The sequence below is a fragment of the Acidobacteriota bacterium genome (genome assembly GCA_039683095.1).
Taxonomy (GTDB): domain Bacteria; phylum Acidobacteriota; class Aminicenantia; order Aminicenantales; family Saccharicenantaceae; genus RBG-16-66-30.
Map to the genome: position 1 here is coordinate 63,882 of JBDKSB010000003.1, position 20,444 is coordinate 84,325.

17 protein-coding genes are annotated in these 20,444 nt (G+C 68.3%); 6 read left to right on the top strand and 11 right to left on the bottom strand.

From position 1 onward, the window contains the following. The first annotated feature begins 15 nt into the window (after window positions 1-15). Window positions 16-1,140: a dipeptide epimerase gene (locus ABFD52_03895; protein ID MEN6559899.1), complete on the top strand. Its 1,125-nt coding sequence runs from the start codon at window positions 16-18 to the stop codon at window positions 1,138-1,140. A gap of 19 nt (window positions 1,141-1,159) precedes the next feature. Here ABFD52_03895 and ABFD52_03900 read toward each other — a convergent pair whose 3' ends face one another. From ABFD52_03900 to ABFD52_03915, 4 genes are all read right to left on the bottom strand, one after another. Continuing rightward, a complete protein-coding gene (locus tag ABFD52_03900) occupies window positions 1,160-2,815 on the bottom strand; it encodes a LysM peptidoglycan-binding domain-containing protein (GenBank protein ID MEN6559900.1) in 1,656 nt (551 codons plus the stop codon). A gap of 65 nt (window positions 2,816-2,880) precedes the next feature. Then, window positions 2,881-3,852, bottom strand: a complete 972-nt coding sequence (galE, locus tag ABFD52_03905) for a UDP-glucose 4-epimerase GalE (GenBank protein MEN6559901.1) — start codon at window positions 3,850-3,852, stop codon at window positions 2,881-2,883. Then, window positions 3,849-5,294 (bottom strand): HD domain-containing protein, encoded by a 1,446-nt coding sequence (locus ABFD52_03910; GenBank protein ID MEN6559902.1) that lies wholly within the window; start codon window positions 5,292-5,294, stop codon window positions 3,849-3,851. Before ABFD52_03910 ends, galE begins: the two co-directional genes overlap by 4 nt. Next, window positions 5,291-6,514: a C1 family peptidase gene (locus ABFD52_03915; protein MEN6559903.1), complete on the bottom strand. Its 1,224-nt coding sequence runs from the start codon at window positions 6,512-6,514 to the stop codon at window positions 5,291-5,293. The genes ABFD52_03910 and ABFD52_03915 overlap by 4 nt, the downstream gene beginning before the upstream one ends. Before the next feature lie 157 nt (window positions 6,515-6,671). On the opposite strand from ABFD52_03915, the gene ABFD52_03920 reads away from it, so the two are divergent. Further along, a complete protein-coding gene (locus tag ABFD52_03920) occupies window positions 6,672-7,559 on the top strand; it encodes an LEA type 2 family protein (protein MEN6559904.1) in 888 nt (295 codons plus the stop codon). Window positions 7,560-7,623: 64 nt separating this feature from the next. Here ABFD52_03920 and ABFD52_03925 read toward each other — a convergent pair whose 3' ends face one another. Continuing rightward, complete coding sequence (locus ABFD52_03925) at window positions 7,624-8,397, bottom strand: hypothetical protein (protein MEN6559905.1); 774 nt, start codon at window positions 8,395-8,397, stop codon at window positions 7,624-7,626. 169 nt (window positions 8,398-8,566) lie between these two features. Here ABFD52_03925 and ABFD52_03930 point away from each other — a divergent pair, with 169 nt between their 5' ends. After that, complete coding sequence (locus ABFD52_03930) at window positions 8,567-9,214, top strand: L-threonylcarbamoyladenylate synthase (GenBank protein MEN6559906.1); 648 nt, start codon at window positions 8,567-8,569, stop codon at window positions 9,212-9,214. Between the two features lie 42 nt (window positions 9,215-9,256). On the opposite strand, the gene metG is transcribed toward ABFD52_03930, so the two are convergent. From metG to larC, 3 genes are read right to left on the bottom strand one after another with little or no spacing between them, the layout of a single operon-like run. Then, the gene (metG, locus tag ABFD52_03935; protein ID MEN6559907.1) at window positions 9,257-11,233 is read right to left on the bottom strand and encodes a methionine--tRNA ligase; all 1,977 of its coding nucleotides are present in this window, start codon (window positions 11,231-11,233) and stop codon (window positions 9,257-9,259) included. Further along, complete coding sequence (gene folE / locus ABFD52_03940) at window positions 11,217-11,798, bottom strand: GTP cyclohydrolase I FolE (protein MEN6559908.1); 582 nt, start codon at window positions 11,796-11,798, stop codon at window positions 11,217-11,219. The genes metG and folE overlap by 17 nt, the downstream gene beginning before the upstream one ends. 29 nt (window positions 11,799-11,827) lie before the next feature. Then, complete coding sequence (larC, locus tag ABFD52_03945; GenBank protein ID MEN6559909.1) at window positions 11,828-12,997, bottom strand: nickel pincer cofactor biosynthesis protein LarC; 1,170 nt, start codon at window positions 12,995-12,997, stop codon at window positions 11,828-11,830. Between the two features lie 95 nt (window positions 12,998-13,092). On the opposite strand from larC, the gene mtnP reads away from it, so the two are divergent. Genes mtnP through ABFD52_03960 form a run of 3 tightly spaced genes read left to right on the top strand, consistent with a single transcriptional unit; the run spans window position 13,093 to window position 16,332 of the window. Next, window positions 13,093-13,983 carry an S-methyl-5'-thioadenosine phosphorylase gene (mtnP, locus tag ABFD52_03950; GenBank protein MEN6559910.1) on the top strand — a complete coding sequence of 297 codons (891 nt, stop codon included), beginning with the start codon at window positions 13,093-13,095 and terminating at the stop codon, window positions 13,981-13,983. Between the two features lie 16 nt (window positions 13,984-13,999). Further along, window positions 14,000-14,899 (top strand): PfkB family carbohydrate kinase, encoded by a 900-nt coding sequence (locus ABFD52_03955; protein MEN6559911.1) that lies wholly within the window; start codon window positions 14,000-14,002, stop codon window positions 14,897-14,899. Between the two features lie 59 nt (window positions 14,900-14,958). Beyond that, window positions 14,959-16,332 (top strand): tryptophanase, encoded by a 1,374-nt coding sequence (locus ABFD52_03960; protein MEN6559912.1) that lies wholly within the window; start codon window positions 14,959-14,961, stop codon window positions 16,330-16,332. Between the two features lie 13 nt (window positions 16,333-16,345). Here the strand turns inward: ABFD52_03960 and ABFD52_03965 are convergent, their stop codons facing one another. The 3 genes from ABFD52_03965 to ABFD52_03975 form a co-directional block, all read right to left on the bottom strand. Continuing rightward, complete coding sequence (locus ABFD52_03965; protein ID MEN6559913.1) at window positions 16,346-17,077, bottom strand: toast rack family protein; 732 nt, start codon at window positions 17,075-17,077, stop codon at window positions 16,346-16,348. A gap of 71 nt (window positions 17,078-17,148) precedes the next feature. Then, a complete protein-coding gene (locus tag ABFD52_03970) occupies window positions 17,149-18,843 on the bottom strand; it encodes a serine hydrolase (protein ID MEN6559914.1) in 1,695 nt (564 codons plus the stop codon). Window positions 18,844-18,997: 154 nt separating this feature from the next. Further along, the gene (locus tag ABFD52_03975; GenBank protein ID MEN6559915.1) at window positions 18,998-20,290 is read right to left on the bottom strand and encodes a TrpB-like pyridoxal phosphate-dependent enzyme; all 1,293 of its coding nucleotides are present in this window, start codon (window positions 20,288-20,290) and stop codon (window positions 18,998-19,000) included. Window positions 20,291-20,444: the final 154 nt, after the last annotated feature.

Below are 20,444 nucleotides of genomic sequence, written 5' to 3' on the forward strand. Positions count from 1 at the left end.
GGCGGAGGTGACGACATGAAGCGCAAGGAATTCCTGGGACTCGCCGGCGCCGCCGCGGCCGGGTCGCTCGTTTCCATCCGGCCGGCCCTGGCCCAGGCCCTGACCGGCGGCGGCGGCAGGACGAAGCTTTCGATCAAGATCATGGACCTCAAGCTCCAGTACGCCTGGGGCCTGTCGCGGGGGACCTGGACGACCCGCCGGAACGCCTTCGTCAGGATCGAGCGGGACGGCCTGGCCGGGCTGGGTGAAGCCGCCCCCATCGCCCGCTATAACGAGACGGCCGAAGGCGCCGCGGCCTTCTTCGAAAAAGCCCGCCCCGTCCTCGAGCGCGACCTCTGGGAATACGCCGTCCGCTGGAACGATCTCGAGGCCCTGGCCCCGGCCGAGCACGCGGCCAAGGCGGCCCTGGACATGGCCCTGCTCGACTGGGTCGGGAAGAAGCTGGGCGTGCCGGTCTGGAAGCTCCTCGGCCTCGACAAGGGCGGCGCCCTGAAGACGACCTATTCCATCGGCATCGACGAGGTCCCGGTCATGCAGGAGAAGATCCGCGCCTACCCGGACTTCGGCGTCTACAAGATCAAGGTCGGCACGAAGGACGACCGCAAGATCATCGAGGGCATCCGGGCCGTGACCTCGAAGCCCCTCCGTGTCGACGCCAACGAAGGCTGGAAAACCAAGGAAGAGGCCCTCGAGAACATCAACTGGATGGCCGGCCTGGGGATCGAATACGTCGAGCAGCCGATGCCCGCCGGCATGCTCGGGGACTACGCCTGGCTCAAGGAGCGCTCCAAGCTCCCCCTCTACGCGGACGAGAGCCTGATGAAGGCCTCGGACATCCCGCGCATCGCCCCGTACTTCGACGGCCTCAACATCAAGCTGATGAAGTGCGGCGGGATCCAGGAAGCCGTGCGCATGGCGGCCATGGCCCGGGCCCTGGGCCTGAAGCTGATGATCGGCTGCATGGTCGAGACGTCGCTGGCCATCTCGGCCGCCGCGGCCATAACGCCGCTCTTCGACCACGCCGACCTCGACGGCAACCTGCTCTCGGCGACGGATCCGTTCAAGGGCGTCAGGACGGTCAAGGACCAGCTGGTCCTCAACGACAAGCCCGGGCTGGGGGTCGAAGGCAGCGTCTGGTAACGGCGCGCGCCGGGCGGGATCAGGTCGTCTTGCCGGCGGTGACGACGAGCTTCTGGCCCACGTAGAGGATATCCGAGGCCAGGCCGTTCTCGGCCTTGATCTTGTCCACCGTCGTCTTGAAGGACTGGGCGATCTGGAACAGGGTATCGCCGCCGCGCACCGTGTAGTTGACCTTTTCGCCCTCGGCCGCCGCCGTCGCCGCGCCCGCAGCGGCCGGGGTTTCCACGCCGCCCCGGGAGGGCACCCGGAGGACCTGGCCGACCCGGATGAGGTTCGACCTCAGGCCGTTCAGGCTCATGATGGCGTTAACCGAGGTCCGGTAGCGCCGGGCGATCGCTCCCAGCGTGTCGCCCGGGCGTACCGTGTGCCGGTCGGTGACGACATCGGGGGGGATGTACTGGGGGAGCGTGGCGATGCAGGCCAGGCATTTCTCGCCGTAGCCCGCCGGGACGCGGAGGCCGTAGGAGTAATTCGGGGTCGAGTCGTGGCGCAGCTCCGAGTTGAGGGAGACCAGTAGCGCGGGATCGAGCGCCAGGTTCTGGGACAGCGTCGCCAGCTTGACGGCGGCGTCCACCTTGACGGTTTCGAAGGGGAGGGGCGGGTCGGGCGTCGGCAGGTCGAAGCCGTACTTGGCCGGGTCGCCGACGATCAGCAGGGTGGCGATGAAGCGGGGCACGTGCCGGGCCGTCTCGAAGGGCAGGTTGGCGAAGATGTCCCAGAAGCTGTCGAAGTACTCGACCTTCTGGGCCCGCATGACCCGCTGGACCTGGGCCTCGCCGCAGTTGTAGGCGGCGATGGCCGACATCCAGTCGCCGAACATGTCGTGGAGCTCGACCATGTACTGGATGGCCGCCCGCGTGGCCTTGACCGGGTCCATGCGCTCGTCGATGTACTTGTCCTGCTTGAGGCCGTAGCGGAAGCCCGTCGAGCGGATGAACTGCCACATGCCCAGGGCCCGGGCCCGGGACAGGGCCCGCGGCCGGAAGGCGCTCTCGATGAGCGGGATCCAGGACAGCTGCTCGGGCAGGCGCTCCTTGCGCAGCTCCTCGAGGATCATGTCCCGGTACTGCCCGGAGCGCTTGTAGGAGTCGAGGAAGGCGTTGCGCTCGACCGTCTGGAAGGACTTGATCTCCCGGAGGACCCACTGGTTCTCGACCAGGGGGATGGAGCCATTGACCGAATGGGCCAGGGTCGTCCGGGCCGCCGAGAGCTTCTGGATGCGCTGGGCGATCAGGAGACGGAGGTCATGCTTCTCCTGGAGGAGGGGCGAGTCGGCCGGGACGGACATCCTCAGGAGGTAGCCGTAGGCCTCGTCGAGCTTGACCAGGGCGCCGTCCATGTCCTCCCGGTCGATGGCCGCCTGGGCTTCCTCGACCGTGGCATAGGCCGCCTCGAGCAGGACCGACGGGTCTTTCTCGTCGATATCGGGTTTCGCGGCCTGGACGGCTTCCTTGTCCTCGTCCCGGGCCGGCTTGGGAGCCGGCTCGGCCTCGACGGCGGGCTTCTCGGGCTGGGGCGCCGGGGCCTGGACGTCGGCCGGCGGGGCCGCGGCCGGCTTCGAAACCGGCTTGGGGGCCGTCGCGGCGGGCTTGGGGGCGGGAGAACAGGCCGCCAGCAGGAGCAGGATCAGGGGAAAAGCGGCCCAGGCCAGGGGTAAATTGCGTTGTTGCTTCATTTTCGGACACATCTTATACCACAGGGGCCGGCCGACCGTCAACGCCGAAAGGGGGTAGAAGCGGCTCAGGCTGCTTTGCGGTGCCAGTTCCAGGCCGATCCGACGATCGTCTCGAGGGAGGACAGGCGCGGGGTCCAGCCCAGGACCCGCCCGGCCTTGGCCTTGGAGGCCAGGAGCACGGCCACGTCCCCCTGGCGCCGTGGCGCGACATCATAGGGGACCGGGCGGCCGGTCACCTTTTCGGCCGTCCGGATGACCTCGAGAACGGAATGGCCCGCCTCGGTGCCCAGGTTGATGACGTCGCCGGGCCCGCCGGCCAGGAGCGACTTCAGGGCCAGGACATGGGCGTCGGCCAGGTCGGTGACGTGGATATAGTCCCGGACGGCCGTCCCGTCGGGCGTCGGGAAATCGCCGCCGAAAACCTTCAGGCGGGGCGCCTTGCCCAGGAGGCTGAGCAGGACGTTAGGCACGAGGTGGGTCTCGGGGGAATGGCATTCGCCCGCCGTCCCGTCGAGGGCCGCCCCGGCGGCGTTGAAATAGCGAAGCGCGATCGAGCGCAGGCCGTGGGCCCGCTCATAATCCCGGAGGATGTCCTCGACCATGAGCTTGGCCCGGCCGTAGGGGTTGGCCGGCCGCGTCGGGTGGCTCTCGGGGATGGGTGTGGTCTCGGGCTCGCCGTAGACGGCGGCCGTCGACGAGAAGATGAGGGCCCTGGTCCCGGCCTCGAGCATGGCGTCGAACAGATTCAGGCTGGTAGTCAGGTTGTGGGTGTAGTATTTCCTGGGGTTGACCCAGGATTCACCGACCTGGATGAGCGAAGCGAAATGGAGCACCGCCCCGATCTCATGGTCGCGGAAGACCCGACGCAGGGCCTCGCGGTCGAGGAGGTCGGCCTTGATCAAGGGCGCCGCCCCGACAAGCTCCGGCCGGCCGCTCGAGAGGTTGTCCAGGACGAGGACGTCGAAGCCGTTCCGGACGAGCTCCCTGACGGCGTGCGAACCGATATAGCCGGCCCCGCCGGCGACGAGTACGGTCATGGCGCCTTCCTTTCGAGGAGGCGGCGCGCCCTGGCCAGGCCGGCCGCCTTGGTGTCGAACGCGTTGTCGAGCTGGGCCCGGTAGAGCTTCTTGAGCAGGCGGCCCATCGCCGGCCCGGGCTGGACCCCGAGGGCGATCAGGTCCCGGCCCATGACCAGGGGCCTGATCGTCTCCCGGTTGACCCGGAGCTCGTCGAACTTCTTGAACAGCCAGCGGGCCTGCCGGTCGAGCCCCCGGAGGAGGCGGGCGCCCCGGCCGGCCCGGTCGGCGGCGTCGAGGAGAACGACGAGGTCGATCTCGCCCTGGACGTCGGCGGCCAGCCGGTTGAAGGCCTTCCTGGTGACCTCCTCGCGGCCGTTCCACAGCTCGCCGGCCCGGTGATGGACGCGGATGAGCAGGGGGACCATGCGGCCGATGGGATAGCCGTTCCAGGTCTGGACCTTGAACCGGAGCAGGACCCGGCGGGCCGCCCGCTCGCTCTGGATGTCGTGGCCGGCCGAAGTCAGGGCCATGCGGCCGCGCTTGAATTCCCAGCGGGTCGTCGTGGCCTTGCCCAGGTCGTGATAGAGGGCGGCCAGCAGAAGGGCCAGGCGCTTGGGCGTCGGGAGCCCGCGCAGGCGCCCCAGGGCGGCGGCCTGGTCGACGGTGAGCTTGATGTGGGCCCAGACCGTGTGGTGGCCGTAGTCGTCCCGCTCGGGGTGGAAGACCGAATCCTGGATGGCCAGGGTCAGGGCCTGGAGCTCGGGGAACCACTGCTCGAGAACGCCGAGACGGAACATCTCCTCGAGGCCGACGGACGGCCGCGGCGATCCGAGGAGCAGCTTGAACATCTCGTCGTTGACCCGCTCGACGCTCAGCCCGGCCAGGTTCACGGCCCGGGCGGCCGGGTAGATCGAGGGATCGACCTTGAAGCCCAGGACCGAGGCGAAACGGGCCACCCGGACGACGCGCAGCGGGTCGTCGGGGAATGCGGCCGGGTTGGTCAGGCGGATGCGCCGGGCCAGCGTGTCCTTGCGGCCCTCGAAGGGGTCGATAAGGCTCCCGTCCCTGAGGCGCAGGGCCATGCTGTTCGTCCGGAAATCGCGGCGCTCGAGATCCTTCTCGACGGGCAGGCCGGGGTCGGCGGCGACGACGATGTCCTTGTGGCCCCGGGCGCCGGACGCCGCCGCCCGGTCGACTCGGGGCAGCGCGACGTCATAGGTCCGGCCCTGGCGGGTGAACTTGATGATGCCGAAGCTCCGGCCGACCAAGTCGACCCGGCCGTGCTTCCCGAGGCGGGCGATGATCGTCTCGAGCGGCCGCCTGGCGACCAGGAGATCGACCTCCGGCGAGGGCCGGCCGAGGATGAGGTCGCGGACGAAGCCGCCGACGGCGTAGACGTCGCCGCCGAAGAGCCGGACGAAGAGAGCCCGGTCGGGGAAGTCGAACTTCAGCTTGGTCATTGGGCGGACGGGAACTTCTCCAGCATCTCCCTGACCGCGTCCTTGTGGACCATGAACATCAGGCACTTGAGGCGGATGTAGTCGGCCTGATAGAAGAAGTAGCCCTTGACGTTCCCCCACCAGGCGTTCTCCCAGGAATCCTTGATCAGGTACCAGTTGCCCCTGGCCTCTTCGATGTAGCCGACGCAGTGGACGGCGTGGTCGTCGGTCGAGGCGCCGCTCGTGAAGCGGCACTCGCGGCTGGACTGGTCGATGTACTGGGACGGGATGTCGAAGCTGGGCACCATGGCCAGGTTGTCCCGGCCCAGGTAGCCGGGCTCGGAGAAATCGACGGCCAGGGTGGCGGAGTAGCCCCGCCGCAGGGACCGGAGCAGGGCCAGCGAGAACTCGTAGAGGGGCAGGTTCAGGTAGTCCCTGGAATGCCACCAGTTGTCGGGGACCCGGTATTCTCCCTTGGCGTAGAAGGGCAGATACATGAAGCTGATGAACGAGACGTAGTCGTCCGGCCTGAGGCCGAGCGCGGCCAGGTATTCGAGCGGCGTGAGTGACCGGCCGTCGACGTCGATGCGGGCGGGCGGGCGCCCCAGGTGCTTGTCCAGGATGGCCCGAACGCCGGCGACGGCGGCCGCTTCGTCCCATCGGTCCCCGGCGGCCAGGCCGTTGAGGAAGTCGCGGAACTCGCGGAAGAGGGGGCCGTGATCGTGGGCGGTCTTGCCGCCGGGCAGGCCAGGATAATCGGTCTCGCGGACCAGGCCGTACTGCTTGATCCGGGCCAGCGCCGAATTGGGCTCGGAGCCCTGGCCGAGGAAAGACTTGCCCTTCTCCCGGATGAAGCGGCGGGCCTTTTCGACGTATTCCCAGTAGACCGTGTGCATCTCGGACAGCTTGACCTCGGCCTGGCCCTTGCGCCGCAGCTCGGATTCGAGGAGCGAGGTGGCCGCGAAGGCCCAGCAGGTCCCCGTGTTGCCCTGTGGGACGGGCGGCAGGTGGAAGAGCTTGGTGAAGGCGTTGAGGTCGGTCGGATGGGCGAAGCCGGTCAGGTCGGCGGCCAGGAACGAGGCTTCGGCGCTCGCCGGGCCCTCTTTGATGTAGACCGCCTGGTCGTGCTTGGGCCCGGGGCCCGCGGACGCAGGGGACCCGGCCTTCTTGCCGCAGGATATCGTCAGTCCCGCGGCCAGGGCCATGACCAGGATAAGCACCGCCAGTCTGCGCATATTCATCGCTGTCCCTCCTCCCGGAAGATCGCGCCGGGGCGCGGATTTCCATTATAGGATTCGCGGCCCTGAACTGCAAAACGAAAAAGAGCGGAAAAGGGGGAGTTCCCGTTCTTGACCGGCTTGTCAGGCGGCGCCTTTTTGGGTATCCTGGAAGGAAGACATGAACGCGCGCCAACGTCCGACAGCCGCCCCGCTCGCCGTTGCCGTCATGCTGTCGACGCTGGCTTTCGCCCTGGCGCCGCCGGAGGCCCGGCCCGCGCCGGCTTCTCCCGCCGGGGGACGGGACGAGGTCAGCCTGACCCTCCGGGAGAAGGTCATCAAGGACCTCAGCTCGTCCGGGCTGGTCCTGGCCTTCCACGTCCTCGTCGCCAACCCGGCCGAGGCGCCGCGTGAGCTTGTCCGCTACCGCTACCGGGTCCGCATCGACCAGAAGGAATACATCAACACGGAGATCGCCCTCGACGCGCCGCTGGCCGTGCCGGCCGGCGGCCGGACGCTCATCGCCCTGCCGGTCAAGATCACCTACGAGCTGTTGTTCAAGGTCACCGGGCCGATCGAGGGCCAGGCCCTCTGCGACATCGTCGGCGACATGTATTTCCGGAACGAGCGGCTGAAGGAGCAGAGAGCATCCTTCGCCTACAGCGGGGAGTTCCCGATCTTCAAGGACCCCGAGGTCGACCTGCTGCCCCTCGACGTCCTGGACCTGACGGTCGGCGGGGCCGACGTGGTCTTCCATCCGCGGTTCAAGAACCTGAACCGCTACGATCTCATCGTCGAGACCATCGACTATGAGCTTTTCTTCAGCGGCCGCCCCGTGCAGGCCGGGTCCATCCCCGGCGACAAGAGCCTGCCTGGGACCGGCGAAAAGAGCTTCGCCCTGCCGTTCCTGCTGGATTTCTTCGAAGCCGGCGACGACGTCCGGGCCGGCTTCGCCCAGGACGAGTTCCCCTGCCGCTTCGCCGGGCGGGTCGTCATCGCCTCGGTTTGGGGACGGCTGGCCATCCGCTTCGACAGGACCCAGCCTCTCCGGCTCAACAAGAAGGTCTGATCCCCCAAACAAAAGGGCGCGCCCCCGGGGGGACGCGCCCGCACGTCGATCTTGAGGCCGGGAACTAGAACCAGTAGCTCAATCCGGCTGTCAGAGCCAGCCCGCCCAGGTCGAGAGGCTCGAAGCCGGCGAACCAATTGTCGAGCTTGGCCTTGACCGAGTGATAGCGGACCTCGGCCTCGATGGTCGTCCGGTAGCCGATGGGGATCTGGAATCCGCCGAAGGCGTGCCAGCCGAAGGACGCGCCGCTCTCGCGGCCGAGCACCGACTCCACGGGATAGATGTCGACGTCGCCCAGTTCGGGATCGGGGTAGACCCAGGGATCGGCGAAGTTGACCATGTCGCCGAACATGCGCACGCTCCAGAAGACGAGGCTGGCGCCGCCGCCGAAGTAGGGGACGAGCTTCGCCCGCCGGCCGAGGGGCAGGAGCTTGACCGACAGCTGCAGCGGGGTCGAGGTGACCCGGAAGGAATGGGCGATATCGTTGCCCATGTAATATTCATAGGGGAACGCGAAATCGCCCTCGTCCAGGGAGTTCAGGACCCAGTCCCTGTAGTAGCCGTACTGGCTCCTGTTGAACGTGTCCAGGGCCAGGCTGAGGCTGATGTTCTTGCCGAGGAAGTAGTCGTAGGCGGCGCCGAGCATGGCCCCCCGGTAGTCGCTCTTGTTGAAGCTCATCTGGCTGAGCTCGATGGCCCAGAGGCTGTCGGGGTGGGCGGTCGGGTCGGTCGAGAACTGCGGCATGAAGAACCCCAGCCGGAACTGGACCGAATCGGAAAAAGCGAGGGTCGGGACGAGAAGAAGGAGTCCCGCGGCGAGGATGGTCAGCTTTTTCATTTCGTTCCTCCTGTTCGCCATGAATTATAGCAAAAATTATGCCAGCCCGGACCTGGGGAGATCCGGGCCGCCGCCCCCGGGGGCTGTGCCCAAAACAGGTCAGGTGTCCTCCATGCCGGGCCGGGGGGGCGTTTGACTTTCGGGCCGGGGCCGGGATACCATCCCGGCCGTGACGAAGACCCTGATCGTGCCGCTCGACCCCGGCGCCGGGACCGCGTTCCCGGCCGGGGAGATAGCCGGCCGCCTGCTGGCCGGGGCCGTGGCCGCCTACCCGACGGAGACCTTCTACGCCCTGGGCGCGGCCGCCTTCGCCGGGAAAGCCGTGGACAGGATCTTCCGCCTGAAGAAGCGCGGGGCCTCCAAGCCCCTGTCCTTCATCGTCTCCGACATGGAAATGGTCCGCGAGGTCGCCGCCGCGATGCCCGCCGCGTTCACGGCCCTGGCCGCGGAATTCTGGCCGGGCCCGCTGACCCTCGTCCTCCCGGCCGCCGCCGGCCTGCCGGACCGGCTGCTCGGGCCGGGCCGGACGATCGCCGTCCGCATCCCGCCGCTCGCCTGGCTGCGGGCCCTGGTGCGGGAGATGAGCGAGCCGCTGACGGCGACCAGCGCCAACCTGGCCGGGGAGCCCGAGATCGCCGGGGCGGCCGAGGTCCGGGCCCTGTTCGAAGGGCAGGTCGACATCATCATCGACGGCGGCCCCGCGCCCGGCGGCCGGCCCTCGACCATCGTGGACTTGTCCGCCGGGACGCCGCGCATCCTGCGCCAAGGGGCGATCCCCGCGGAACGGATAAAAGCATTTATCGGCGGCCCGGCTTGATCGCCGGCCGCGCCCCTTTCGAGACGCGCCCCCGATGCCCCGCTACTTGACGGTGGCCCCGGCCTCGATCTCGCGGTCGAAGAAGGGGACGACGGCCTTGTTGTCGGGGGTGATGGCGGCGAGCAGCATGGCCTGGGACTCGATGCCGCGGATGACCGCCGGCTTGAGATTGCAGATGACGATGAGCTTCTTGCCGACGAGCTCCTCCGGCGCGTAGGTCTCGGCGATGCCGGCGACCATCTGCCGCTGCTCCGTGCCGATGTCGATCTTGAGCTTGAGGATCTTGGTCGCGCCGGGAATGCGTTCGGCCTCGAGGATCCGGGCCACCCGGAGGTCCATCTTCTTGAATTCGTCGTAGCTGATGATGTCCATTCCCTTCGCTCCCTTCGTCGTCGTTTCGGGCCCCGCGGCCGGCGCGGCGGCCGGTCCCGCGGCCTGGGTCCCGGCCTCGTCGGCCAGGAAGTCCTTCAGCGCCACCCTCGGGAAGAGCGCCTGCGGCGTCCCGACCTTGCGGCCGGGGCCGAAGCCGCGGAATTCGATCTTCTCCCAAGGCACGTCGGACGGCTTGGCCGGCTCCCCGAGGAAGCCCCAGACCTTCTCGACCGACCGGGGCATCACGGGGTAGGCGAGATAGCTCGCGCCGCGGATGGCCGCCGCGGCCTGGAGCAGGACACGCCCCAGCCTGGGCCGCCGGGCCGGGTCCTTGGCCATGATCCAGGGCTCGTTGTCGGCCAGGTACTTGTTGACCCGGCCGATGTAGGCCCAGATCTCCTCGAGGGCCTTGTTGAGGGCGCAGGCGTCATAGAGTTCGAAGACGCGGCCCTTGAGCTCCTCGAACCCGGTCCGGACGGCGGCGTCCTCGGCCGTCTCCTCGCCGGGAGCGTCGATCGTCCCGCCGAAGTAGTTGCCGATCATCGTCAGCGTCCGCTGGACCAGGTTGCCGAAGTCGTTGGCCAGGTCCGAGTTGACCCGGTGCAGGAAGCCCTCGTGGGAGAAGTTGCCGTCCTGGCCGATGGGGATCTCGCGCAGCAGGAAGTAGCGCAGCGGGTCCGGCCCGAAGGCCTTCAGCAGGACGTGCGGGTCGAGGACGTTGCCCCGGGACTTGGACATCTTGGTGTCGTCCTTGAGCCACCAGCCGTGGCCGTAGACCGTGCGGGGCAGGGGCAGGCCGGAGGCCATCAGGAAGGCCGGCCAGTAGACCGCGTGGAACCTCAGGATGTCCTTGCCGACCAGGTGGATGTCGGCCGGCCAGAACTTCTCGAAGCGGTCCATGTTCCAGTCGTAGCCGATGGCCGTGACGTAATTATGGAGGGCGTCGAACCAGACGTAGATGGTGTGCTTGGGATCGCCAGGCACCGGCACGCCCCACTTGACCGTCGTCCGGGTGATGCTCAGGTCCTTGAGCCCGCCCCGGACGAAGCTGGCGACCTCGTTCATCCGGCTCTGCGGCCGGACGAAATCGGGGTGCTCCTCGTAGAGCTTAAGGAGCCTGTCCTGGTAGGCCGACAGGCGGAAGAAGTAGGTCTCCTCGGAGACGACCGAGGCCTTCTTGCCGCAGTCGGGGCAGGTCTTGCACCCGTCGGCCTCGACGGGCACGTCGTCGGCGAGGAAGTTCTCGTCGGAGACGCAGTACCAGCCCCGGTACGTGCCCTTGTATATGTCGCCCCTGCCGAGCAGGATCTGGAAGAGCTTCTGGACGCCCTTCTCGTGGAAGTCCATGGTCGTGCGGACGAAGAAGTCGTAACGGATATCGAGGGCCTGCCACAGGTCCTGGGCCCGGCCGACCACGGAATCGGCCAGGGCCTTGGGGGTCATCCCCCTTTCGGCCGCCGCCTTCTCGATCTTCTGGCCGTGTTCGTCCGTCCCGGTCAGGAAGAAGACGTCCTTGCCGGCCAGCTTCTGGAAGCGGGCCAGCGTGTCGGCGATGATGGTCGTGTAGGCGTGCCCGATGTGGGGCACGTCGTTGACGTAATAGATCGGCGTCGTGATATAGAAGGTCTTTTTAGAGTTCTTGGCCACTGCCGTGTCCTCCTCGGATGAGCATCATGGCCTCGGCCCGCGTCGCCGGGTTCTTGCGGAAGACGCCGCGGACGGCCGAGGTCACCGTGATCGACTTGGGCTTCTTGGCCCCGCGCATCGACATGCACATGTGCTCGGCCTCGATCACGACCATGACGCCCAGGGGCTCGAGGTGCTTGTCGAGCAGGTCGGCGATCTGCTTCGTCAACCGCTCCTGCACCTGGAGCCGCCTGGACAGGGCCTCCACGACCCGGGCGATCTTGCTCAGCCCGACGATGCGCCCGGCCTTCGGAATATAGGCCACGTGGGCCACTCCCGCGAAGGGGAGGAGATGATGCTCGCACATCGAATAGAGGGGGATGCTCTTGATGAGGACCATCTCGTCGTGCTTCTCGTCCTCGATGACGCGGAGGTTCCGCGTCGCCTCCTCTTCGGTGCCGCCGAGGATCTCGGCCAGCATGTGGGCCACCCGCTGCGGCGTCGCCTTGATGCCGGGGCGGCCGGGGTCCTCGCCGACGCCCTCGAGGACGAGGCGGACGCCCTTCTCGATCTTCTTGGGATCCATGATGTCCTTGCTTTCGCCTCCGGCCGCCGCTAGGGCTTCCCCGTGAAGCCGCTCGCGGCCCGGCGGGCGATCTCTTTCAGCGGCCTCCCGGTCCGGCGGGCCGCCGCAACGAGGTCGTCGTATTCCGGCTGGACGTTGACCGTCCGGCCGGCCAGCCTGGCCACCTTGACGCCGATCTTCCGGCCGTCCACCCTGACGGTCCGGACCTCGCGCTCGAGGACGCGGCGGCCGACCGGATAATAGCGGACGCCGATCGAGGTCGTCTCGCGGAAGACCGCCTCGATCAGGTCGTCCAGGCGGGCGGACTCGACCAGGAGCGAGAGCTTGGTCCCCAGCCGGTTCTTCTTCATGACCACGGCGGAAAGGGTGGCGTCGAGCGCGCCTTCCTCCAGGGCCCGCTCCAGGAAGTGGGCCAGGAGCTGGGGCGTGGCGTCGTCGATCGTCGCCTCGATGATGTAGACGCTCTTGCCCGGGTCGAACGAGCCGGCCTCGCCGTAGTAAACCCTCAGGATATTGGGGATCTCGGGGAATTCCTTCGTCCCGGCGCCGCGGCCGATCTTCTCGTAAGCGAGCTCGGGCAGACCGGCGAATCTCCCGGCCAGGGCCGAGACGATGGCCGCGCCGGTCGGGGTCACGAGCTCGGATTCGACCCAGGCGGAGTAGACCGGAACCTTCGTCAGCAGCTCGGCGACCGCCGGCGGCGGCACGGCCAGCCGGCCGTGTGACGTCCGGATCCAGCCCGAGCCGACGTTGAGCGGCGAGCAATAGACCTCGCCGACGCCCAGCTCCTCGAGGAGGAAGGCGGTCCCGACGACGTCGACCAGGGCGTCGTCGGCCCCGGCCTCGTGGAGGTGGGCTTCCTTGAACTTCCGGCCGTGGACCTTCGCCTCGGCCTCGAACAGCCGCCGGAAGACCGCCTGGGCCCGGTCCTTGACGGCCGGCGCGAAGCGGCTCTTGAGGACGACCCGCTCGACGTCGGCGAACGTCCGCTCGCCGTGCTTGCGATCCCGGATCTCGACGTCGACCTTGACCGCGGCGAAGCCGCCCCGGCGGACCCGGCGGACGGCGATCTCCACCGGCAGGCGGAGCCCGGCCATCCGGTCCCTGAACAGGGCCGGATCGACCCCCAGGTCCAGGAGCGCGCCGAGGCACATGTCGCCGCTGACTCCCGACGAAGCGTCGAGATAGACGTACTTCATGGTCCATTAAGAATATCGTTTTCATGGGAAAAATGCAAAATCGCGGGGGTTGACTCGGCCTCGCGGAAAAATGTATATCAAGGCGAGGAGGATCCATGGCCGGAACAAAGAAGAGCGCGCCTCCCGTGGCCACGATCGGCATACTCGGCGGCACGGGGCTCTACGAGATCGAGGGCTTCAGGAACAAGAGGGAGGTCCGGCTGCGGACGCCCTTCGGCGAGCCCTCCGGTCCCTATGTCGTCGGCACCCTCGAGGGCCGGCGGGTGGTCTTCCTGGCCCGCCACGGCCAGGGCCACCGGCTCCTCCCGGCCGAAGTCCCGTACCGGGCCAACATCTTCGGGTTCAAGAAGCTGGGCGTCGAGCGGCTGATCTCGATCAACTCGGTCGGCTCTCTCCGCGAGGACATCCCGCCGCGGGACATGGTCCTGCCCGACCAGTTCTTCGACCGCACCCGCCGGGCCGGCACGTTCTTCGGCGGCGGGCTCGTCGCCCATGTCAGCCTGGCCGAGCCGGTCTGCCCCGACCTGGCCGCGACGCTCCATGACGCGGCCGCGAGCCTGGGCCTGAGGGCCCGCCTGGGCGGCACCTACGTCTGCATCGACGGGCCGGCCTTCTCGACCAAGGCCGAGTCGAAGGCCTACCGGTCCTGGGGCGGCACCGTCGTCGGCATGACCGCGGCCACCGAGGCCAGGCTCTGCCGTGAAGCCGAGATCTGCTACGCCACCCTGTGCCTGGTGACGGACTACGACGTCTGGCACGAGACCGAGGAGCCGGTGACGGTCGAGCTCGTCCTCCAGAACATGTCCTTCAACATCGCCAACGCCAGGGAGGTCCTCAGGAAGGCCGTGGCGGCGATGGGGAAGGACGCCAAGCCAGGCTGTGACTGCAGTTCGGCCCTCCGGAACGCCATCGTCACGGCGGCGGGCGTCATCCCGGCGGCGACGAAAAGGGCCCTGGCCCCGATCGTCGGGAAGTACCTGGGATAGGGCCGGGGCGGGCGCCATGAGCCTGGTCATCGTCGGGTCGGTCGCCTTCGACACCGTCCGCACGCCCTGGGGCGACCGGGAGAGGATCGTCGGCGGCTCGGGGACGTACTGCTCGCTCGCGGCCAGCTTCTTCACCCGGCCGCGCGTCGTCGGCGTCGTCGGCCGCGACTTCCCGCGCAAGACGATCGCCTTCCTCCGGTCGCGCGGCGTCGACCTGGCCGGGCTCAAGATCAAGGCCGGCAAGACCTTCCATTGGGAAGGGAAGTACGAGGACGATCCCAACCGCCGGACGACCCTGCGCACGGACCTCAACGTCTTCGCCGACTTCCGGCCGGAGATCCCGGCGGCCTACCGGAACTCTCGCATCGTCTACCTGGCCAACCTCAACCCGGAGCACCACGAGTTCGTCCTGGGCCAGTTCCGCCGGCCGGCCCTGGTGGCCATGGACACGATCCGCCTCTGGATCGACACGAAGCGGGAGGCCCTGCTCAAGGAGCTCGGCCGGAGCGACATCTTTTTCGCCAACGACGAGGAGGCCCGCCTGATCACCGGCGAGCTGAACCTCATCGCCGCCGGCAAGGCCCTCCTCGGGCTCGGCCCGTCGCTGGTCGTCCTCAAGAAGGGCGAGCACGGCGCGCTCGTCTTCCGCCGGAACTTCGTCTTCGGCGTGCTGGCCCACCCCTGCGAGCATGTCATCGACCCGACCGGGGCCGGGGACAGCTTCGCCGGCGGCTTCCTCGGCTATCTCGACAAGCGCCGGACCCTGGCCGCGCGGGACGTGCGCCGGGCCGCGGTCTACGGCAGCGTCATGGCCTCGTTCGCCATCGAGGATTTCGGGATCGGCCGCTTTCAGGCGCTCGACCGGGACCTGGTCGAGGGCCGGTTCAGGCAGTTCCGCAAGCTGACGACATTCTAGGACACGCGCCGGCCCCGGCCCGTCCGGGACGCGGCGGGGGAGGATAAAAAATGGCAGAGATCAAGCCGCCCATGGAGCCTTTTCGCATCAAGGCCGTCGAGCCGCTGCGCGCGACCACGCGCCGGGAGCGGGAGACGCTGCTCAAACAGGCCGGCTTCAACCCGTTCGGCCTGCCGGCCGACAAAGTGACCATCGACCTGCTGACCGACTCCGGCACCTCGGCCATGAGCGACAACCAGTGGGCCGGGATCATGACCGGGGACGAGTCCTACGCCGGGGCCCGCAACTTCTACAACCTCGAGGAGTCCGTCCGCTCCATCTTCGGCTTCAGCCATGTCATCCCGACGCACCAGGGCCGGGCGGCGGAACGCGTCCTCTTCACCTCGATCCTGAAGAAGGGCGACAGCGTCCCCAGCAACATCCACTTCGACACGACCCGGGCCAACATCGAGGTCCTCGAGGCCAGGGCCGAGGACCTGGCTGCCGCCCCGGCCTACGACCCCGACTCGAACGAGCCGTTCAAAGGCGACATGGACGTGGCCAAGCTGAAGAAGTTCATCGAGCGGCGGGGCCGGGAGCGGGTGCCGCTGGTCATGATGACGGTGACGAACAACAGCGGCGGCGGCCAGCCGGTCTCGCTCAAGAACATCAAGGAGACGAGCGAGGTCTGCGCCCACTTCGGCGTCCCGTTCTTCCTGGACGCCTGCCGCTTCGCCGAGAACGCCTGGTTCATCAAGAAGCGGGAGAAGGGCTACGCCAAGAAGAGCGTCCTCGAGATCGCCCAGGAGATGTTCTCCTACGCCGACGGGGCGACCATGAGCGGCAAGAAAGACGCCCTGGTCAACATCGGCGGCTTCGTCACCCTGGACGACGACGCCCTGGCCGAGAGGATCAAGAACAACCTGATCATCAGCGAGGGCTTCACCACCTACGGCGGGCTGGCCGGCCGCGACCTGGAGGCCATGGCCCGCGGCCTCAAGGAGGTGCTCGACGAGGACTACCTCGAGCACCGGACGGCCCAGGTGGCCTACCTCGGCGGTCTCGTCGACCAGGCCGGCGTGCCCGTCCTGAAGCCGTTCGGGGGCCACGCCGTCTACATCCTGGCCGACCGCTTCCTGCCGCACATCCCCCGGGCCCAGTATCCCGGCTGGGCCCTGACCGTGGCCCTCTACCGCGAGTACGGCATCCGGTCCGTCGAGATCGGCGGGGTCATGTTCGGGCGCAAGACGGGCAAGGGGAAGGAAGAGGCCTACCCGGCCCTGGAACTCGTCCGGCTGGCCGTCCCGCGGCGCGTCTACACGGCCTCGCACCTGCGCTACGTCGCCGAGGCGCTCATCGACCTCCACAAGAACCGGGACAAGGTCAAGGGGCTGCGGATCGTCCGCGAATCGCCCTTCCTGCGGCACTTCACCGCCCGGCTCGAGGAGATCTGACGGCCGGGAGGCCTCAGGTCCTGATCAGGCCCGACGGCTCGCAGCTGAGGTCGAGGCTGCCGATGCCGGCGTCGATGTCGATCTCGATGGTGACGGGACTCCTGCCGTAGGCGCCGTTGACGTAGGCGCCGCCCTGCTTGGTCAGGCCGCGGGCGTCGACCGACCCGAGCCCGCCGTCGACCTTGACCCGGACGCCGACCTCGGCCGGCAGGCGGAGCTTGCCGCTGCCGACGCCGCCGTCGATCTTGACGTTGAAGCCCGCGGCGTGGGGGCCGCGGAGGTCGAGTTCCGTCTCGCCGACGCCCATGTCGATCTCGACCCGCTGGAGCTTGAGGCCGCGCAGGTCGAGCCTGCTGCGCCCGGCCCCGAGGTCGATGACGAGATCGAGCGGGACCGTGTCGGCCAGGGTCAGGTCCCAGCGGTTCCGGCTGCGGCCGAAGCTGCTCCGGTGCCGCCGGGGATGACGGACCTCGAGGAGGCCCTTGTCCCCGAGCAGGCGGTAATCCACCTCGGGGCGGTAGCGTTCGCGGCTGAACTCGAAAGCCGCGTCGAGGAGGGCCGGCTGGCCGGCGCCGCAGAGGCTCAACTCGCCGGCGCCCATGCTGATCCGGGCTTCCACCCGGGCCGCCCCGCCGAGTTCCACCGTCCTGGTCTCCCTGATCAGGTTCCCGGGCTCGTCGCAAGCGGCGAAGAGGGCCGCCAGGACGGGGACCGCGATCCATAATTTCTTCTCAATCAATGGCATGGCCGGGCCTCCCTGTCTGATTTGACCTTCCGTTCCGATATACGAAGGCGCCGGGCGCGTGGTTCCCGGCCTCAGGGCCTCCGGATCTTATGGGCCGGCAGGTCCTGCCCGCCCTGATGGAGGACGAGGCCGGTCACCCGGCCCGACGCGTCGACGGTGAAATCGATCTGGGCATCGACGACCTTGAGGAAGAACCGCGTTTCCGATTCGGGGAAGAGCTCGACCTCGGGCTGCCCCGTGGCCTGGGAAAAAAGCCCGTCGCCGCGCCGGACCAGGGTGATGATGAAGCCCGGCGTCAGCTCGTAATCCCCGATCAGGCGGTCGTAGAGCTTGGGATCGAGCGCGATCGCCTGCCGCGCGGCCGGCAGGGGCTTGTCCGTTCTGGCGAAGATCTGGGCCGGCCCGAGGCGGGATTGGATTCGAAGGCCGGCGGCGCGGCCGGCGGCGTCCGTCGAGAAAACGAAACGGGCCGGGTTGTCCTTGAGGAAGAACTCGGTCGGCGAGGCCGGATAGAGCTCGTTCCTCGAGCCGCCCTGTCTCTGGGCGAAGAGCTTCGCCCCTTCGCGGCTGAAGTAGTATTCGTTCTTCTGCTCGTCCACGTAGACGCCGGCGATCCTGTCGAGAACGGCGGCCGGTACCGCCGCGGCCTTTCGTTCCGGCTCGGGCAGGCCGAGCGTCAGCCAGGCGATCTTGACCGCCCGGGGCTCGGGGGCGCGGCCGGCGATGGCGCTGTTGGTCAGGATGGCGATGAAGATCCTGTCCTCGGGGAAGGTCATCTCGTAGGAGGTGAAGCCGTTGATTCCGCCGCCGTGCTCGATCGAGCGGTGGCCGCCGAAGTCGGCGATGAACCAGCCGTAGCCGTAGCCGCTCGATTCCCCGCCGGCGAGCTTGTACGGCCTGAAGGCCAGGTCGAGCCAATCCCTCCTGACGAGCTTGCCGGCGAAGACGGCGTCGCTCCAGACGGCCAGGTCGTCGACGGTCGAGAGGAGCGAGCCGGCCGCGTAAGGCTGGGTCATGCTCAGGTAGGGCGCGTTCAGGAAAGCGTCCTTGTCCGCCTGATAGCCGCGGACGCGGCGGGGGAGGACGCGCTCGGTGTGGTCGTAGGAGGAGCTCTTCATGCCCAGGGGCTTGAAGATGCGCTCGTCGACGAACTGCTCGTAGGTCCGGCCGGAGACCCGCTCGATGATGGCCCCGAGCAGGATGTACCCCGAATTGTTATAGGCCCAGCTCCGGCCGGGCTCGAACTGCATGGGCTTGTCCTTGAAGAGATCGATAAGCTCCTTGACCGTGAAGTCTTTGCGCCAGAGCGGCAGCCACTCGGCCATATCGGTATAGCTCTGGATGCCGGAGGTGTGGGTCAGGAGGTGCTCGACGGTGATCTTGCGGCCCCGGGCCGGATAATCGGGCAGGAACCTGGTGATCTCGTCCTGGAGGCCGAGCTTGCCCTCCTGGGCCAGCAGGAGGATGGACACGGCCGTGAACTGCTTGGTGATCGAGCCCAGGCGGAAGATCATGTCCGGCGCGACCGGGACGCCGAGCTCGAGGTCGGCCAGGCCGTAGCCCTTGCGGAGGATGGTCCGGCCGTCCTTCCGGACGATGACGGCCGCGCCGGGCTGCCCGGGCTTGTAGGTCTCGGCCATGACCGCGTCGATCCTGGCCGCCAGCGCGTCGTCCGCGGCCGGCGCGGCGGCGGCCGCGCGGGCCGGCGCAACGAACGACGTGAAGACAAGAAGCGCAATGCCGGCGACGGCGGCTTTCCTGTTCATGGGCGTTCGAACCTCCTGGGACCGGAACTCGGGGAGGCGCGGGCCCGGCGGCCCGCATCCCCTTGAACCATACAATAATACAAGACGGCGGCTGATGACAAAATGTTCATCCGGCCCGTCCCGCGGTCCCGGCGCCGGCGCGCCCGGGGGCCGGTCAGGCCGCGCCGCCATGGCCGTTCCGGGCGTAAGCGCCGATATCGAGGAAGCCGTGTCCGCTCAGGTTGAAAAGGATGTTCACGGGACGCCGCTCGGCCCTGGCCTTCAGGGCCTCGGCCACGGCCGCGGCGACGGCGTGGGCGGATTCCGGCGCGGGCAGGATGCCTTCCGTCCTCATGAACAGCGCGCCGGCGTCGAAGGCGGCCTTCTCGCCGACCGCGGCCGGTTCGACGAGGCCCATCGCCGCGAGGTGGCTGACCAGGGGCGCCATGCCGTGGTAGCGGAGCCCTCCGGCATGGAGCGGAGGCGGCACGAAGTCCGCGCCCAGCGTGTGCATGTACAGCAGGGGGGTCAGCCCGGCGCTGTCGCCGAAGTCGTACCGCAGCGCGCCCCGGGTCAGAGAAGGGCAGTCCTCCGGCTCGACCGCGACGAAGCGCGTCTGGCGGCGGCCGGCCAGGACGTGCCGGGCGAAGGGGAAGGCCAGGCCGGCGAAGTTCGAGCCGCCGCCGACGCAGCCGATGACCGTGTCGGGGACGGCGTCGAACTCCTCGATCTGCTTCTCCGCCTCGAGCCCGATGACCGTCTGGTGCATCAGGACGCTGTCCAGGACCGAGCCGAGGGCGTATTTGACGTCCGGGTCCTTGACCGTCACCTCGACGGCCTCGGAGATGGCCATGCCCAGGCTGCCGGGGTGGTCATGGTCCCGATCGTAGAACTTCCGCCCGGCCTCGGTCGTCGGGCCCGGGCTTTCGAAGACGCGGCCCCCGAACATCTCCATGATGACCCGGCGTCCCGGCTTCTGGCGGAAGCTCGAGCGGACCATGAAGATCCTCGTCCCGACGCCGAAGCGCGAGCCGGCGTAGGCCAGGGCCGAACCCCATTGCCCGGCGCCGGTCTCCGTGGCCAGCGTCCGGACGCCGTCGCGCGCGGCCAGGAAGGCCTGCATGAGCGCCGTGTTGGTCTTGTGGCTGCCGACGGGCCCGGCGCCCTCATATTTATAGAAGATGCGGGCCGGGGTGTTGAGCTCCTTTTCCAGGGCGGTCGCCTCGACCAGGGGCGTGGGCCGGAAGACCTCGTAGGCCTCGAGCACGGGGCCGGGAATGGGGACCTCGCGGGCCGTTTCGATCTCCTGGCGGATGAAGCTCTTCGGGAAGATGGCCTCGAGGTCCTCGGGCTTGAGAGGCGCCTTCGTTCCCGGATGCAGGGGCGGCTTCGGCGGCTCCGGGAGGTCGGCCTTGATATTGTAGAAGGCCCGGGGAAGAAGGTCCGTCCTTCGCGATGCGAAGCGCATGATGGTGTTGTCCTTTCACGACGTCTTTCCCGTCGTATCCATGGGGTCCTTGGCTCAAGGGGCCGGCGCGCGCGGGCATCCCGGCGGGAGCTGTCCCGGCAGGGGCTGTCCTTCTTGAACAGAAGCGCACCGGCACCTTAAAAGGGGAATGCGC

What these genes read in the sequence shown, in the direction of transcription:
- ABFD52_03895 (MEN6559899.1), top strand. Translation starts at nt 16, where the DNA reads ATGAAGCGCAAGGAATTCCTGGGACTCGCCGGCGCCGCCGCGGCCGGG.
- ABFD52_03900 (MEN6559900.1), bottom strand. Translation starts at nt 2,815, where the DNA reads ATGAAGCAACAACGCAATTTACCCCTGGCCTGGGCCGCTTTTCCCCTG.
- galE (MEN6559901.1), bottom strand. Translation starts at nt 3,852, where the DNA reads ATGACCGTACTCGTCGCCGGCGGGGCCGGCTATATCGGTTCGCACGCC.
- ABFD52_03910 (MEN6559902.1), bottom strand. Translation starts at nt 5,294, where the DNA reads ATGACCAAGCTGAAGTTCGACTTCCCCGACCGGGCTCTCTTCGTCCGG.
- ABFD52_03915 (MEN6559903.1), bottom strand. Translation starts at nt 6,514, where the DNA reads ATGAATATGCGCAGACTGGCGGTGCTTATCCTGGTCATGGCCCTGGCC.
- ABFD52_03920 (MEN6559904.1), top strand. Translation starts at nt 6,672, where the DNA reads ATGAACGCGCGCCAACGTCCGACAGCCGCCCCGCTCGCCGTTGCCGTC.
- ABFD52_03925 (MEN6559905.1), bottom strand. Translation starts at nt 8,397, where the DNA reads ATGAAAAAGCTGACCATCCTCGCCGCGGGACTCCTTCTTCTCGTCCCG.
- folE (MEN6559908.1), bottom strand. Translation starts at nt 11,798, where the DNA reads ATGGATCCCAAGAAGATCGAGAAGGGCGTCCGCCTCGTCCTCGAGGGC.
- larC (MEN6559909.1), bottom strand. Translation starts at nt 12,997, where the DNA reads ATGAAGTACGTCTATCTCGACGCTTCGTCGGGAGTCAGCGGCGACATG.
- mtnP (MEN6559910.1), top strand. Translation starts at nt 13,093, where the DNA reads ATGGCCGGAACAAAGAAGAGCGCGCCTCCCGTGGCCACGATCGGCATA.
- ABFD52_03955 (MEN6559911.1), top strand. Translation starts at nt 14,000, where the DNA reads ATGAGCCTGGTCATCGTCGGGTCGGTCGCCTTCGACACCGTCCGCACG.
- ABFD52_03965 (MEN6559913.1), bottom strand. Translation starts at nt 17,077, where the DNA reads ATGCCATTGATTGAGAAGAAATTATGGATCGCGGTCCCCGTCCTGGCG.
- ABFD52_03970 (MEN6559914.1), bottom strand. Translation starts at nt 18,843, where the DNA reads ATGAACAGGAAAGCCGCCGTCGCCGGCATTGCGCTTCTTGTCTTCACG.
- ABFD52_03975 (MEN6559915.1), bottom strand. Translation starts at nt 20,290, where the DNA reads ATGCGCTTCGCATCGCGAAGGACGGACCTTCTTCCCCGGGCCTTCTAC.